We start from the raw sequence: 15,041 nt of genomic DNA, 5'->3' as shown, positions 1-15,041 counted from the left end.
GCTCCGCGCGGTGCCCTCAATCGCCGGGCGGGCTGGAAATGCCGCTGCGCGGTATCCAGCCCCGCCGGCGATTGAGGCGCGGGGGTCCGGGGGCGGAGCCCCCGGTTCGGGAAGGGGCGGGGTGGGGAAAGGCACCCGCCGCAGGCGCTACGCCGCCCCCACCCGCCCGAACCGCACCTCGTGCGACGCCCCCGCCCGCATCGTCCGCAGCATCCGCTCCGCCTCGCCCGCCAGTTCCTCCCGCTGGGCCCTCGTCGGCGCGTCGAACGGCTGCAACGTCACCGTCGCCGTGTCCCCGGTCTCCTCCAGCCCCCAGATCCCGGCGAAGAAGCCGTCGAGGAGGAAGGTGCGGTACGCCTGGTTCCCCCGCCAGGTGAGCCCCTTGTGATCCGCGGACACCACCCGGCGCCGGTCCGCGTGCGAGAGCAGGAGGTTGTCGAACTCGGGCAGAAGACGGGCCGGGGCCGGGGTGCCGGCGTCGGGCCGGGGCGCGTCGGGGAGGTCGAAGAGCTCCACGCCGTACTCGTCCTGGAACACGGCGAGCCCCGGCCGCAGCCGTTCGAAGACCTCTCGTGTCCGCGTCAGCCCGGACCAGGTCTGGAAGTCCTTGACGGAGGCCGGCCCGAACGCGGCGAGATAGCGCCGTACGGCGTCATCGGCGTCCGGTTCGGATTCCGACGGCCGGCCGAACCACCGCTCCGCGGTGGTGAGCCGGACCTGGCCGCTCCTGCCCCACAGTCCCCGCGGGGTGACCTGCACCAGCGGCAGTGAGCACCGGGCGGCGACGGACAGCGCGAACGGATCGGCGTCCGGCCAGTGCGCGAGCAGCGCGTCCCGCAGCTCCTTCATGGTCCGCGGCTCGTCCTCGACGAGTTCGCGCGCGAGGAGCGCGAGCCGCTGGAGGTCGACGCCGACGAGCCCGGCGCGGAACTGCGCCAGCTCGCGGTCCCTGGCCGGCTGGACGAGGGGCCGCAGTCCCAGGCAGTCGTCGGCGGTGTGCGTGTGGATGGTGGACCGCATGGTCACGATGCGCCCTACTTCACGGGCCTCCATCAGCGTGGACAGCTCCTGCGGATCGAACGCCTCCAGCCGGGCGTCGAGCGCGTAGTAGGGCGGCTTCACGTTCTGGGCCTGCAGCCCGACGAGGTGCGCGACGGCCGCCGCGACGGGCATCTCGGCCCGCTGCGCGCGCCGCAGCAGGAGCTGCCGGGCGAGGGTGGCGCGGTTGAGCTCACGGGTGCCGAGAACGGGGTGGGTCGCGGTTTTCGAAGCCATGCCCGCACGGTACCGAGGGTTGCGGACAGCCTCCGTCCGCAACAGCGGGAGCTGTCGGATGGGATCATGATGGATACGTGATCGGCAGCCGGACCGGGCAGGTGGCAGCGATGGACGACGCGACGGAGCGGGACCCGGAGGGGCAGGCGCTGCTCGACGGGATGACCGTGGACACGAGCCAGCCGGAGCGCCCGGTGCTCCTGGACGAGAACGGCCACCCGATCAAGACCTGGCGGCAGAACTACCCGTACGAGCGCAAGGTCCGCAGAGCCGAGTACGAGCGGCAGAAGCGAGTGCTGCAGATCGAGATGTTGAAGCTGCAGCGCTGGGTCAAGGACTCGGGTCAGCGGCTGATCGTGATCTGCGAGGGACGCGACGCGGCAGGGAAGGGCGGCACGATCCAGCGCTTCACGGAGCGGCTGAATCCTCGTGGCGCACGCGTGGTGGCGCTCGAGAAGCCGACGGAACGCGAGGCGACGCAGTGGTATTTCCAGCGTTACGCGGCCCATCTGCCCTCCGCGGGCGAGATCGTGTTCTTCGACCGCTCCTGGTACAACCGGGCCGGTGTGGAACGGGTCATGGGGTTCTGCACCAAGCCGCAGTACGACCTGTTCCTGCACCAGTGCCCGCAGTTCGAGCGGATGCTGGTCGAGGACGGGATCATCCTGGTCAAGTTCTGGTTCTCGGTCTCGCGTGCGGAACAGCGCACCCGCTTCGCGATCCGGCAGGTGGATCCGGTGCGCCAGTGGAAGCTGTCCCCCACGGACGTGGCGTCGCTGGACCTGTGGGACGAGTACACGGCCGCCAAGGTGGACATGTTCCGGGCCACCGACACCGGGCACGCCCCGTGGACGGTGGTCAAGAGCAACGACAAGCGCCGTGGTCGCCTGGAGGCCATGCGCAGTCTGCTGTGGCGCGTGGACTACGACAGCAAGGACCCGGACGCCGTCGGACGGCCGGACCCGCTGATCGTCGGGCCGGCCGACACGCTCCTGGAGCCGGGTGAGGAGAACGCCTCCCTGTCCCCGACCCCGCTCGCCGGTCATGCCGAGGGGCCGGGCGCGCACCCGGGCGGTGGGACCGGCGCCTGAGCGCCCCGGCCGCCGCGGGCGGGCAGGTCAGAGGTCGACCGGATCACGGACGATCGGACACGTCATGCAGTGGCCGCCGCCCCGGCCGCGGCCCAGCTCCGCGCCGACGATGGTGATGACCTCCACGCCGGCCTTGCGCAGCAGGGCGTTGGTCTGGGTGTTGCGGTCGTAGGTGAACACCACGCCCGGCTCGAGGGCGACGGCGTTGTTCCCGCTGTCCCACTGCTGGCGTTCGGAGGCGTAGACGTCGCCGGCGGTCTCGATGATGCGCAGCCCGGACAGGCCGAGGGCCTTGGCGACGACGTCGGTGAAGGCCGCCGACCCCTCGTCCGTGATCTCCACGCCGGGCGCCTTGTCGGACGGGCGGAGCGAGAAGGTGTGCACCGCGTCCATGATCTTCGGGTAGAGCGTGACGATGTCACGGTCTACGAAGGTGAAGACGGTGTCGAGGTGCATCGCGGAGCGTAGTTTGGGCATGCCGGCGACGATGACGTGCCGGGCGGCGCCGTTCGCGAAGAGCGCGGCGGCGACCTGGGTGATGGCGTGGCGGGAGGTGCGTTCGCTCATGCCCATGAGGACTACGCCGCCTCCGACGGGCATGATGTCGCCGCCCTCGAACGTGGCCTGGCCCCAGTCGAGTTCGGGGTCGCCCCACCACACGGTCGAGCCGGCGAAGTCGGGGTGGAACTCGTAGATCGCCTTCATCAGCAGCGTCTCGTCGTGGCGGGCGGGCCAGTAGAGGGGGTTGAGGGTCAGGCCGCCGTAGAGCCAGCAGGTCGTGTCGCGGGTGTAGAGGGTGTTGGGTAGCGGCGGCATGAGGTACTCGCGTACGCCGGTCGATTCGCGGGCGAGGGCGACGTATCCCGGGCGGAACTCCTCGGGCAGGTCGGCGGTCGCCAGGCCGCCGATCAGGTATTCGGCGAGCTTGCGGGGCTCGAGCGTCTCGAGGAAGGCGCGGGTGGAGTCGATGAGACCGATGCCGACCTCGTTGGCCGTGATCTTCCGGTCCAGGAGCCACGACCGGGCCTCGCCGATCGCCATGGTCTGCATGAGCAGGTTGTGCAACTCGACGACCTCGACGCCCCGTTCACGGAGCTTGTCGACGAAGTCGGCGTGGTCGCGCCGGGCGTTGTCGACCCACATCACGTCGTCGAAGAGCAGGTCGTCCGAGTTGGTGGGGGTGAGCCGGCGGTGGGCGAGGCCGGGGGCGCAGACCAGGACCTTGCGGAGTCTGCCGACCTCCGAGTGGACGCCGTACGACGGGCGGGCGCTGCTGGTGGTGTCGGTCGTCATGTGAGCCTTCCTGGTCTCCGGGTCAAAGGGTGATCCAGCCGGCGGCCAGGGCGACGACGCCCAGCACGGCACCGGCCACCGAAACGGCGCAGATGACGATCTCGGCGGGCGAGAACAGCTTTTTGCCCTGTTCCCTGCGGGCCTTCACGAAGAGGAACGTGGCGGGCGCGTAGATGATGAAGGAGACGAGGACGAACTTCAGCCCGGCGGCGTAGAGCAGGAAGGCCGAGTAGAGGGTGGCGACGGCGGCGACCGTCAGCTCCCGGCCGGAACCGCGGCCGCCGACGGTCCTGTCGTCAGGCCTGATCCCGATCTTGAGCGCGAACGCCGCCGCGAGCAGGAACGGGATGAGGGTGAGGGCGCTCGTCAGGTCGAGCGCGAAGTTGAAGGCATCGTCGGAGAAGAGCGTGACGATCAGGACGATTTGGCTGAGCAGCGTCGTCATCACCAGCGCCGGTTCCGGCACGTCGGCCGCGGTGGACCGCTTCAGGAAACGCGGCATGTCGTCGTCCTTGGCGGCCACGAACAGCACTTCGGCGGCCATCAGCGTCCAGGCCAGATATGCCCCGAGGACGGAGACGATCAGGCCGACGCTGATGAACACCTTGCCCCACGGGCCGACCGCCGCCTCCAGGACGCCGGCCATCGACGGCTGGCGGAGCTCGGCGATCTCGGCCATCGGCATGATCCCGTACGACACGATGGTGACGGAGGCGAAGACCGCGAAGACGCTCAGGAAGCCGAGCACCGTGGCGCGCCCCACGTCGGCCCGGCGCTTGGCGTGCCGCGAGTACACGCTCGCGCCCTCGACGCCCAGGAAGACGAACACCGTGGCGAGCATGGTCCCGCGGACCTGGTCGAAGAGGGAGCCCGCGTAGTCGGCACCGCCGAAGTTGTCGGCGAAGACGCCCGCATCGAAGTAGAACAGCGCGATGACGACGAAGACCAGGATCGGGACGATCTTGGCGACGGTGACGATCCGGTTGATCGCGGCGGCCTCTTTCACACCGCGCCGGATGAGGAGGAAGAACCCCCACAGCCCGATCGAGGACAGCACGGCCGCGAGCAGGGTGTCGCCGTCGCCGAGCGCGGGCCAGACGGCTCCGATCGTCGACATGATGAGCACCCAGTACGTCACGTTGCCGACGCAGGCACTGGCCCAGTAGCCGAAGGCGGCGAAGAAGCCGAGGTATTCGCCGAACCCGGCCTTGGCGTAGGCGTAGACACCCGCGTCGAGGTCGGGCCTGCGCACGGCCAGCGACTGGAAGACGAACGCGAGCATCAGCATGCCGGTGCCGGCCACGGTCCACGCGATGAGCGCGCCCGCGACGCCGGTCTCCTCGGCGAAGCGCCGCGGCAGGGAGAACACCCCCGCGCCCACCATGGATCCGACGACCATGGCGGTGAGCGTCATGAAGGTCAGCTTGACGGCCGGCCGGGTCTCCGCGGTGGTGTCACCTTGGGTCGTCATGTCTCCCCGCTCCGTACGGCCGACCGGTCACCGGTAGCGGAATATATCGCTTATCCACCGGTTCATGCCGAATGCCGGATACGGAGTCTCCCGGGCCGGGGCTCTCACGTCCGCATGAAGCCGACGGCGCTCACGCCTGGGAGATGAGGCGGTCCACCGCCGCCGTGCCGGACGTGTAGCCCGCGGCTCCCCCCGCGCCGGGCCGGGCGGCCTGAGCGGGTGCCAGGCCCCGGGCGCCGAGCGGCTGCTGGGCGGGCGGCGTCCGGGTGAGGGCGAGCGGCGGGGCGTGCTGCGGCAGCGGCTGGGACCCTGACGACTGGGCCTGGGCCTGGGCCGGCACCTGCGCCAGCATCGGGGCGGCGACCGGCTGCCCCGCCTGCGCCTGGGCGAGCATGGGCGCCACGGCCGGCTGCTGGGCCGACTGCTGGGCCTGCGCCTGCACCGCCTGCGCCTGCGCGTCGGTCCGGGGCAGCGGCTGCGACCGTACCGGTATCTGCGCGAGCATCGGCTGCGGCGGCTCCGGCGCGGGCGGCGGGGCGGGCGCGGACCGGATGTGCTCGCCGTACAGCACGAGTTCCATCGCGGAGACCAGCCGCGCCACGTCCGGTTCGGGACGCACCACCAGCCGGACGAACCGGCTGGAGCTGCCGATCTTGTTGCCGCACTCCCGCACCAGGACGCCGTGCTCCGCGAGCAGCCGGTCGCGCAGGATCGCCCCGTCGGCTCCTTCGGGAAGCCTCACGTACACGAAGTTGCCCTGGGAGGGATAGACGGTGAGACCGGGCAGCTGGGAGAGCCGCCAGATCATGTCCTGCCGGTCGCGGCCCACCTGCGCGAGGCTCTCCGCGTACTCCTGGCGGTGCTGCTTGAGCATGAACACCACGGTCTCCGCGAAGGAGTTGATGTTCCACTTGGGCAGCGCGGCGCGCACCTTGCCGGCGAGTCCGGGATTGGCGACGAGATAGCCGAAACGCACCCCGTGCAGGCCGAAGTTCTTTCCGAGGCTGCGCAGCACGATCACGTTCGTCCGCAGCACGGCCTCGGCCGCGACGCTGGTCTCCTGCCCGGCGTCGGCGAATTCGAGGAACGACTCGTCGACGACGACCAGGTCCAGATCCTGGAGCTGGTCGAGGAGGGACAGCACCTGCTGCTTGGTGAGCAGGCCGCCGTCGGGGTTGTTGGGGTTGCAGACGACGGCGACGCGGGAGCCTCTGCTGCGCACGAACTGCACGAAGGACGCCGGGTCGAGGACGAATCCGCGCGCCTCGGGCAGCAGCAGCATGTCCACCCGCTTGCCGGTCTCCATCGGCTGGTCCGTCCAGCGGCCGAAGGTGGGCACGGGGACCGCCAGCGACTCGTGGACGAGCAGATGGTCGATCCAGGTGATCAGTTCGGTGGAGCCGTTGCCCATGGCGACGGTCTGGGGATTGAGGCCGAGCAGCTGGCAGAGCTCGGCGGTGATCGTCTCGGAGCCGCTCGGGTAGTAGGTCAGGATCTCCCTGAGCCTGCTGCCGAGCTCGTCGAACATGGCGGGCGTCGGGAAGTACGGGTTGCAGGGGATGCAGAAGTCCACGATCTCGCCGGCCGCGCCGCCGCCCGCCCTGTCCAGCGTGAAGTAGGACGGGCTGTGCGCGGTGGACGCGCGGAAGAGAGCGGTGACATTGCTGCCGTTGCTGCCGGCCAAGACGTGCCTCCCTGCCTTTTGGCGGCCCGTGCGGATCCGCACGGGCCGCCAGAAGGTACGGGCGGAGGTCACACGCCGTTCAACGGTCCCGTCGCGTCGGCGGCGGCTCCCGGACCGGGGAACCGATGCCACCGGCGCCCTGGAAGAGCCGGAGCGTCCGGTCTTTGTCGCGGGGCGCCGCGGCGCCCGGTGGTGTGCGTCGCCTCAGAGCACGTGGTCGTAGCGGACGCCGTCGTTCACCAGGGCCTTGGTGGGGGTGCGGCCTGCGAAGGGTGCGCTCCGGCTTCCGGTGCCGGCGTAGTAGTAGGCGGTGCCGTTCGGGCCGTAGGCGTACAGGTCGGGCTTCCCGTCACGGTTGCCGTCGCCGATGCCGACGAGCTCGGAGTAGGCGTTCCAGCCGCCGCCGATGCGGGTGCGGGCGGTGAAGGTGCCGTCGCCCCTGCCGAGGTAGAGCCACAGGACGCCGTCCTTGTCGCGGGCGACGAGGTCCCCGGCGGGGGCGCCCGCGACGTTGCCGACGGCGGTGATGTGGTTGTAGATCTGCCAGCCCCCGCCGATCTTCTTGCGCGTCTTGAAAAGGGACTTGTAGAAGCCGGTCCCCTCGTAGAACCACAGCGTGCCGGACCTGTCGGCGGCGACCAGGTCGGCGTTGTGGTCCCCGTTGAGGTCGCTGCCCGCGAGCTTGTCGTACACCTGCCAGCCGCCGCCGACCTGCTGCCGCCGGGAGAACGGCACCGTCGGGCTGTTGAGGCCGGGGTAGAGCCAGAGCACACCGGACGTGTCGCGGGCGACGATGCCGGGAGCCTCGTCCCAGCTGCTGGCCGTGCCGAGGTTCTCGATGGTGTTGTAGACGCCCCAGCCCGGACCGACCTCGCTCCGCGCCTGGCCCGGGAGGGCGAGCCGGTTCCCGGCAGTGTCGAAGACGGTGTCGGTCCGCCACAGCCGCCCGGTGGCGTCGCGGGCGAGGATGTCCGGCGAACCGTTGTAGTTGAAGTCGTGCGGCTTCGTCTGGCGGTAGACGTCCGTCCCGCCCGTCTTCCGCAGCTCGGGACCGATCCCGTTCTGCGGGACGACGCGGATCGACCAGTCGTACGGTCCGTTGTAGGCGGACCGCCCGGTCGGGGTCGTGTCGTCGAGGACGCCCTGCCAGGGGATGCCGAAGGTGTGCGCGTCCAGTACGTACGGGGAGTCCGGGCTCAGTCTCACCTCACGGGTGAAGCTCTGCCGGGTCACCCGGTGGGTGAGTGTGACGGTCACATCGGCGTTGAGCCGCGACAGCCGCCACTTCAGCAGGTGCTCCTGGCTCCTGTCGAAGTTCAGACTGGGCAGTGCGCTGCCGAGGTAGGCGATCGCGGTCGGCCGGTACGAGGTGGCGACCTGCGTGACGACGGGCTGCCCGTCCTGGCCGGCGAAGACCCGGAAGAGGCCCTCGCCGTCCTCGACCCGGCCGCCGCCGACCAGCAGGCTCCCGTCCGCCGCGGGACGCGGGGGCGTGGGGGTATAGGCGATGAGGTCGACCGTGTCGTCGCCCGTCAGGGACACGGCCCGCACGGTCTGGTGGGGACTCGGCGCGCTGTCGGTGAGGGCGGACGGGGTGGCGTACACCAGCCGGCTGCCCGTGAGGCCGATGTACAGCTCCTCGGCCTTGCCCAGCGGGAACCGCCGCTCGGTACGGGTCTCGCGGTCGACGGAGACGACGGCCCAGCCGGCGCTGTCGTGCTCGGACCAGGCCACATGCGTGGCCGAGAACGCCAACGTGTGGACCAGGTAACCGGATTCGGCGGACGCGTACGAGTCGGCGGCCTTCGCGGCGGCCAGGTCGATCACGGCCCGGCCCCCGGTCCGCGCCCCGGCCGGCCCCGTCCCGTACCCGACGAACGCCTCGCCGTCCCGCACGGGCGCGGACGTGAAGAAGTCCCCCGCGTCGGCCGGGAGCCCGTCCACCTTCCGGCTGGTGAGCCGCCCGGCCTCCTTCGAGACGAGGTGCAGCTCCTTCGTCCCGTCCTGCGCGGTCACTTGGGCGAGGACACTCGTCGGGCTCACGGCCGCCACGTACGTCGCGGAGATCGGGCCGAGGTCCATGGAGACGTCCGGGGCCGAAGGGTCGGCCATGTTCCTGAGCGTGACGGAGCGGAAGAACGCGGGCGCGGGCGCGTCGCCGAGAACGAGCACGTCCGTGCCCGTGGCGGCCACGCCGCCGCCGGCCGGCGGGGTGACCACGGTCGACGCGCCGCCCGCGTACGGGGTCCAGCGCAGCTCCTGCGACCCGTCGGTGGAGCGGGTGAGGAAGCCGGTGGCGCCGGCGCCCGCGAGCTCCGCGTTCGACGGGAAGCGGACCGGGTCGGCCGCCACGGCCGAAGCCGCGGCCGCGGGGCCGGCGACGGGCTCGGCCAGGGCGGCGGGGCCGCCCGTCAGCGTCCCTGCGGTGACCGCGAGGGCGACGGTCGCGGCGGCGGCGAGACGGCGACCGGAAGAACGCTGCTGCAAGGTGAACCCCCAGAAAAGGACCGGGCACGGCGGTGCCACGCCCGGTGAGACCTTCGATCAGGCGAAGTGGTTGTACGAGCCACCCTTGAATTCGGTGGTCGCCTTGCGACCCTCGAAGGGGGTGGTCCGCAGGCCCGTGCCGGGGAAGCGGTAGACCGTGCCGGTGCCCGGCTCGTGGGCCAGCAGGTCGTTCTTCCCGTCGTTGTCGTAGTCCCCCGAGCCGATCAGTTCGCTGTAGCGGCCCCAGCCGGAGGTCACACGGGTGCGGCCGGTGAAGGTTCCGTCGCCCTTGCCGAGGTAGAGCCACAGGACGCCGTCCTTGTCGCGGGCGACGAGGTCCCCGGCGCCCGCTCCGGCGAGGTTGCCGGTGGCGGTGAGCTGGTTGTAGACGCCCCAGCCGGAACCGATCCTCTTGCGGGCGGCGAAGGGCGCGGATGCGTTGCCGGTGGCCCTGTAGAGGTAGAGGACGCCGGTCTTGTCGGCGGCGACCAGGTCGGGGCGCCCGTCGCCGGTGAAGTCGCTGCCGCCGGTCAGCTTGTCGTAGGTCTGCCAACCGCCGCCGACCTTCACGCGTCCGGCGAAGCCGCCGACTCCGTTGCCCTGGTAGAGCCAGAGGACACCGGACCTGTCGCGGGCGACGATGTCGGCGTGGGTGGAGCCGGCGATGTTGCCGGTGGCCTCGATGCGGTCGTATATCTGCCATCCTCCGCCGATCGTGCCGGCGTCGGGCGTCGACAGGACACCGGAGGCGTCCCGCGCCAGCAGGTCCGGAGAGCCGTTGTCGTCGAAGTCGTGCGGCTTCGGGGCCCGCTTGACGGTGAACGTGCCGGACCGCTCGATGGCCGGCCCGAATCCCGCGCCCGACTCCGCCGTGGTCTCCCAGGTGTAGGCGCCGTTGTAGGCCTCGACGGTCGCCTTGGGGTCGGCGGGGTTCTGGGCGTCGAGGTGCCCGTACCAGTCCTCCCCCATCCAGAAGCCGTGGGGGTAGTACCCCTCGTCCCCGGCCTCGAAGAAGCCGTTCTGCGTGTAACTGAAGGTCTTGCCGGTCCGCACGTGGCGGACCGTTCCGGTGAACTTCACGCCCTGGTGGTTGAAGTACTGGATGAGGGGAACACTGCGGGACTTGTCGAAGTCGACCGTCGTGGGCGGCAGTTGGGGCTCGTGAACCTCCGCGAGTTCGGCGGGGTAGCCGCTGGCCGCGACGAAGGCCGCGGCCGGCATGCCGTCCTGGCCGAGTGAGACGCGGTAGACGCCGTCGCCCGTGCCGAGCTTCCCGCCGCTGACCAGCAGGTCGCCTTCGGGGGTGGCGACGATGTCCTTGACGTGGTCGAGGAGTGTGGCCGTGGCGCCGGTCTTCAGATTGCGGAAGGTCAACGCGTGATACGGGGACGGGGTGAGCTTGTCGGCGCCGTACGAGGTGGCGTGGACGAGCCAGTCGCCGAGGAATTCCACCTGGGGCGACGTGACGGCGACGGGGACAATCTCCTTCTCGTCGCCGCCGAGGGTGTGCACGACCAGATACGCCTTGCGGGACGCCGGGTCGTACTCGGCCCAGGCGATCCGGGTCGCGGAGAGGGCGACCTCGAACATCCACCGGTCGGCGAGGGGAGCCGCGTGGTCCTCCGTGACGGTGGCGGTGGCGAGGTCGATCACGGCGCGGTGCAGGACCCCGTCGGCCAGGTACTGGAGGAGGCCGTGCACGGCGTCGCCGTGCTTCACCTGGATGTCCGTGGCGCCGGCCGGCAGACCGGTGACCTGGCGGGAGCCCTCGGCCCTGGTGTGCATCCAGAGCGCGGTAGAGCCGCCGGAGTGCAGCCTGGTGAAGGCCGCGCCGCCCGCGAGGCCGATGCAGTAGCCGCTGCCCTTGGGCACGGTGACGGTGGTGTCCGTCGCCAGGTTGCGCACGGTGGCTTCGGTCGAGCCGCACTCCAGGACCGAGTCCCCGGCGAGGTGGTTCCGCGATATGTGGTCGAGCGTGGTGCGCACCCCGTCCTCGTACCGGATCCAGGCCCTGGAGTCGAGGCGGTAGTCGTTCGTGCTGATGAAGCCGGCACGGCCCGCGGCCAGGATCGTGGAGTGGGGCGGCACCTTGACGATGCCGTCCTGCGTCCTCGTCGCCCCCGTGGCCGGCGACGTCGCGGCGCCCGCGGCGGGGACGGTCAGCGCGCCTGCGCCGAGGGTGACGGCAAGAACGGTGGCGGCACAGCCGGCGGTGCGGCGTCGATGGGTGCGCAGGGAAATCAAGGGTCCTCCTCGAACGAGCCTGGTGGTCCGCACGCAGGTGCGGACCACCCGGTTGACTCGCGGTCGGGCGAAGTGGTTGTACCGGCCGCCCGAACGGAGGTCTGATCTCCGCCCTGTTCAGGTCATCGGCCGCCGCAGGCGGCCTGTTGTGCCGTACGCCTGCGTACCCGTGGCGTACGGCGGCCGTGCAGCAGCAGATAGAACTGCTCGACCGACTCGCCGGGGCCGTGCTCGAACCGCTTGACGACCTTGCCGAGCGGGTTCCACACCCGCCCGTCCGGCATCCGCACGCCGACCGGCTGGCCGAACATCTCTCGCTGTCCGGCGTCGAGGTCCACCCAGCAGGCACCGGCCCGTCTGACCATCACCTCGCCGGTGTAGGCGCCGAGCCCGTCGAGGAAGCGGACCACCCCGGTACGGACGGGTCTGTTGCGTCTGAGTCCGTCGACGACGACATCGACCAGTCTCAGGCTCGTCACGCTGTAGTCGAGCGGCAGTCTGCTGCGCTCGCTCATCTCCGTGACGAACCGGGCGGTGTAGCTCCGCATGCCCCTGGCGTCCGGCAGTCCTGCTCCGTGATCTTCCACGGCATCCGCCTTTCCACAACGATGGCCTCACCGGACCCAGCGGAAACACGGGCGGGAGCATCACGGACGGCACAGGTGGCTGTTCTCACAAGAAAATCAGCGTGCGGCGTACAACCTTCGGCCTGGTCGGAGCGTCGCACGGCAGCCATGGTCAGGGAGCAGCCGCGCAGGCCGAGTTGGGGCGAGTGGCGCCCGTGCGGGCCGAGTCCGGGCAGGCTGCGTCCTGAGCACGTTGTGTCCGGGATTGTCGTCGGCCGACCGGCCTAGGGTCTTTCGTTTGGGTCAGGCCGGATCGGATCAGGGAGCGGGGTCTGGTGCGTGCCTAGCCGCCGTACTCCCGGTCGTCGACCGGCGCGTCGGGCAACTGTTCCTGGAGGGACTCCCGGTAGCGGACACAGCCGCGCATGAACCGCGGCCACGGCGGCACCGCCACCTCGGGCTCCACACGCTCCGGCAGCAGTCCCCACAACTGCGGGTGGTGCCAGCACAGATCGTGGCCCGAGCTGTCCCGGTGCGCGCGGATACCCCCGCGCAGCGCTCTCACCTCGGCCACGAGTTCGTCGCGGCTCAACCGGTCCAGATCGTCGTCCAGGTCCACAAGGGGCACCTTAAGCACGGGCGGCGGCCTGCGGCCGGTGGACACCCGCACGGCCCGGGGGTGCCTGAAGACCAGCCTCGGCGTTTCGGCCATCTCCTCTCAGCGGCTCCCCCCGTAGACCCCATGGGTCGGTGCATACCGCATGCTCTGCCTCCCCCTCGATTCCGGGATTCCGAGCCCGACCGAAATACAGGTGTTCGAAATCCGAGCCGGGTCGTTGAGCTGGACGACCCAGCCGCAGCGACCGTGAAGGGGGACCACGTTGACCTCGGCCAACACACATCAGAAGCCGGATCCCGGCACAGCGAATGCCGGTGCTTCGGACGACACGAGCAAAGCGCAGGACGAGGAGTTCCTGTACCGGGATGAATCCCGGCATCAGGCCGGCGCGCAGCTGACCACCGGCACCATGGCGCGGCGGCTGCCCGCGCTCATTCTGCGGTCTCTGAAGATGGCATGGCGGGTGGACCGGGGCGCGGCTGCCGGACTGCTGGCGTGCCAGATCGGTACCGGCGTGCTCGCCGCACTGGGGCTGCTCGCCGTCACGGGGACGATCACCGCGCTGATCTCGTCGGGCGACATCACCGACCGTCTGTGGGAAGCGGCGCCACAGTTGGCGGTCGTGGCCGCGGCCACCGGGTTGCGGGCGCTGCTGGGGATCACGGTCGTCTGGCTGACCGGTCGGCTGCGGCCGGTGCTCGCCCGGGCGGCGGAACTGACGATGATCGAGGCCGCGCTCGGTGCGGAACCGGCCGCGAACAACAAGCCCGGCTACAACGACGCCTATGACATCGCCGACCGCGGTGCCCAAGTCACCCCGGACCTGGTGGACGAGGCGCAGGACGTGCTGGCCGCCACTGCGACACTCGTCGCCGGCGCGACCGTTCTTGCCGTGCTGCACCCGCTGCTTCTTCCTTTGCTTCTCCTGGCATGTCTGCCGCAGGCCGCGGCGTACGTGCGGGCCGCCCGGGTGGTGTACCTGGCAGGACTGGAGACCTCGGGGCGGCGCCGGATGCTGCACAAGCTCCGCTGGCACATGGCCTACATGGAGTCCAGCGAGGAGATGCGGGCCTGCCTGGCCGGACCGTTCCTCGTCGCCCGTTACCGGCGGCTCGCCGCCTCGGTCAACGCCGCCGAACGCGAAGCCGCTGACACCGGCGCGTGGATGGGTCTGGCCGGTGCGATTGCCGGCGGGGTGGCGGCGGCCGCGGTGTGGGCCGCGCTGCTGTGGCTCCTGGCCTCCGGACGCATGAGCCTTGCAGCCGGCGGAGGCGCCGTCTTCGCCCTTCAGACAGCGACCGGCTCCGTGCGCGGCATCATCAACGGCGGTGCCCGATCGGTACGCACAGGGTGGTACGTGCAGGACTGGCAGAACTTCCTCGACAACGCCCACGGGCAGGCCATGGCAGCCTCCCGGGGCGCCGAGGCGCTGCCCGCGGCACCGGAGCGGTTCGAGGTCCGCGACGTCACGTACCGGTACGACGGTGCCCCGGAGGACAGTCTCTGCGGGGTGTCTCTCCAGGTGCGGCGCGGGGAGATCGTCGCGCTGGTCGGAGAGAACGGGTCGGGCAAGTCCACCCTGTCGCGGCTGATGTGCGGCCTGTTGCTGCCCACGGCCGGTGAGGTGGCCTGGAACCACACGACCACTGCGGAGATGGATCCCTGGAGCGCGTGGAAGCATGTCGCCCTGGTCCCGCAGAAGTACACCTACCTGCCCCTGAGCCTGCGGGACAACATCACGTTCGGGCAGGGTGACACGAGCGATGCCGCTGTGCTCGCCGCCTGTGAGGCGTCCGGGGCGACGGACATGCTGCCCGGTCTCAGGTCCGGTCTGGACACCCTGCTGACCTCGGAATGGTTCGGCGGCCAACAACTGTCCGGGGGCCAGTGGCAGAAGGTGGTGCTCACCAGGGCGTTCCACCGCCAGGCGGCTCTGCTGGTGATGGACGAGCCCACCGCAGCTCTCGACGCGCGAGCCGAGCATCGCATCTTCACCGGGCTGCGGGACCTGGCCAAGGACCGGGCGATCCTGCTGATCACTCACCGGCTCGCCAACGTCGCCATCGCGGACAAGATCATCGTCCTCGACCAAGGGCGCATCGTCCAGGAAGGCACATACGAGGAACTCACCCAGGGGCCGGGGCTCTTCCGCTCCCTGTGGGACCTGCAGCAGCGAACTACCGGGAGCGCCCCCTAGACCCGACCTCGGATGCGACGGCCCGGGCCTCGCCCGCAGCCGGGTCAGCCGGGCGAGGCGGTGGTGCGGGAGCCGGACCGGCGCGTCAGCTGGAATGGGTGGCCCATCGACCCG

The 15,041-nt window shown here is 70.7% G+C and carries 10 protein-coding genes; 2 read left to right on the top strand and 8 right to left on the bottom strand.

Features of this window, described 5'->3' with window-relative positions; genetic code table 11:
- Positions 1–147: 147 nt before the first annotated feature.
- Complete coding sequence (locus AB0K36_RS22445; protein ID WP_364597154.1) at positions 148–1,275, bottom strand: winged helix DNA-binding domain-containing protein; 1,128 nt, start codon at positions 1,273–1,275, stop codon at positions 148–150.
- Positions 1,276–1,385: 110 nt separating this feature from the next.
- On the opposite strand from AB0K36_RS22445, the gene ppk2 reads away from it, so the two are divergent.
- Positions 1,386–2,366, top strand: coding sequence for a polyphosphate kinase 2 (ppk2, locus tag AB0K36_RS22440; RefSeq protein ID WP_364597177.1), 981 nt, complete (start codon positions 1,386–1,388; stop codon positions 2,364–2,366).
- Positions 2,367–2,393: 27 nt separating this feature from the next.
- Here the strand turns inward: ppk2 and AB0K36_RS22435 are convergent, their stop codons facing one another.
- The 7 genes from AB0K36_RS22435 to AB0K36_RS22405 form a co-directional block, all read right to left on the bottom strand.
- Complete coding sequence (locus AB0K36_RS22435) at positions 2,394–3,659, bottom strand: arginine deiminase (RefSeq protein ID WP_364597151.1); 1,266 nt, start codon at positions 3,657–3,659, stop codon at positions 2,394–2,396.
- A 22-nt stretch (positions 3,660–3,681) separates the two neighbouring features.
- Positions 3,682–5,130 carry a basic amino acid/polyamine antiporter gene (locus AB0K36_RS22430; RefSeq protein WP_364597148.1) on the bottom strand — a complete coding sequence of 483 codons (1,449 nt, stop codon included), beginning with the start codon at positions 5,128–5,130 and terminating at the stop codon, positions 3,682–3,684.
- A gap of 130 nt (positions 5,131–5,260) precedes the next feature.
- Positions 5,261–6,814 carry a pyridoxal phosphate-dependent aminotransferase gene (locus AB0K36_RS22425; RefSeq protein WP_364597145.1) on the bottom strand — a complete coding sequence of 518 codons (1,554 nt, stop codon included), beginning with the start codon at positions 6,812–6,814 and terminating at the stop codon, positions 5,261–5,263.
- Between the two features lie 204 nt (positions 6,815–7,018).
- A complete protein-coding gene (locus AB0K36_RS22420) occupies positions 7,019–9,301 on the bottom strand; it encodes an FG-GAP repeat domain-containing protein (protein ID WP_364597142.1) in 2,283 nt (760 codons plus the stop codon).
- Between the two features lie 57 nt (positions 9,302–9,358).
- Positions 9,359–11,545: an FG-GAP-like repeat-containing protein gene (locus tag AB0K36_RS22415; protein ID WP_364597140.1), complete on the bottom strand. Its 2,187-nt coding sequence runs from the start codon at positions 11,543–11,545 to the stop codon at positions 9,359–9,361.
- A 122-nt stretch (positions 11,546–11,667) separates the two neighbouring features.
- Positions 11,668–12,132 carry a hypothetical protein gene (locus tag AB0K36_RS22410; protein WP_364597137.1) on the bottom strand — a complete coding sequence of 155 codons (465 nt, stop codon included), beginning with the start codon at positions 12,130–12,132 and terminating at the stop codon, positions 11,668–11,670.
- 322 nt (positions 12,133–12,454) lie between these two features.
- Positions 12,455–12,730: a hypothetical protein gene (locus AB0K36_RS22405; RefSeq protein WP_364597134.1), complete on the bottom strand. Its 276-nt coding sequence runs from the start codon at positions 12,728–12,730 to the stop codon at positions 12,455–12,457.
- A gap of 355 nt (positions 12,731–13,085) precedes the next feature.
- On the opposite strand from AB0K36_RS22405, the gene AB0K36_RS22400 reads away from it, so the two are divergent.
- On the top strand, positions 13,086–14,927 hold the full coding sequence (locus tag AB0K36_RS22400; protein ID WP_364597174.1) for an ATP-binding cassette domain-containing protein: 1,842 nt from the start codon (positions 13,086–13,088) through the stop codon (positions 14,925–14,927).
- Positions 14,928–15,041 lie beyond the last annotated feature (114 nt).

The sequence above is a fragment of the Streptomyces kurssanovii genome, assembly GCF_040677245.1.
GTDB lineage: Bacteria > Actinomycetota > Actinomycetes > Streptomycetales > Streptomycetaceae > Streptomyces > Streptomyces kurssanovii.
The sequence above is the reverse complement of the archived record's forward strand: the minus strand, read 5'-3'. Positions and strand labels throughout refer to the sequence as shown.